We start from the raw sequence: 689 nt of genomic DNA, 5'->3' as shown, positions 1-689 counted from the left end.
TGGATATTCCGGAGCATGTTGACCCCCTAAAGCAGTGTTCCAGAAAGGAGTGTTTTATATGCCATTCTGGCGGATGCTGACCCCTCTAAATTTAGAATGGCGTCAAAATTTGGCTCCTTAAATACAATAAAACCGGAGCATATTGACCCCTCTCTTTAGTCTCTGCTTCTCAAAAACGGAGCATATTGACCCCTTTGGATTTAGGTTTTATTAATTAGTAATCTGAACTACTAATTAATACTGATTATGGCAGGTAAACCTAAAAGAATGAGTCAGGTAAAACAAATACTTCAACTACACAATCAAGGTTATGGGAATAAGACCATTGCCCGTGATTTGGGTGTTAGCAAGAATACCGTCAAAAGTTATCTTGAAAAATACAGAAGGTCTAAAATTAGTCTTTCCACCTTGTTGAAAATGGAGGATCACGCTCTTGAAAAGGTGTTTCACCCAGGAAACCCTGCTTATAAAGACAATCGGTTTGAAGTGTTGAAAAGCAAGTTGGATGGGTATGTAGAAGAGCTCAATAAAACTGGAGTTACTAAGCAGCTTTTATGGGAAGAATACCGAATGTCCCAGCCTGAAGGATACAGTCTGAGTCAATTTACTTTTCATCTCTCCCAGCATATTAAGGTCAAGAGGCCATCTATGGTTCTACATCACGAACCAGCAGAAAAGTTATTTGTTGA

The 689-nt window shown here is 39.0% G+C and carries 1 protein-coding gene; it reads left to right on the top strand.

The features are described from left to right. Positions 1–246: 246 nt before the first annotated feature. Positions 247–689, top strand: a 443-nt coding sequence (locus tag ACYVHJ_RS19365) for a LuxR C-terminal-related transcriptional regulator (protein ID WP_460518142.1), incomplete at its 3' end; no start/stop codon positions are given.

It is taken from the genome of Cyclobacterium sediminis (assembly GCF_054781075.1).
Note: the sequence above shows the minus strand (reverse complement) of the source record. Positions and strands in the feature narration are given on the sequence as shown.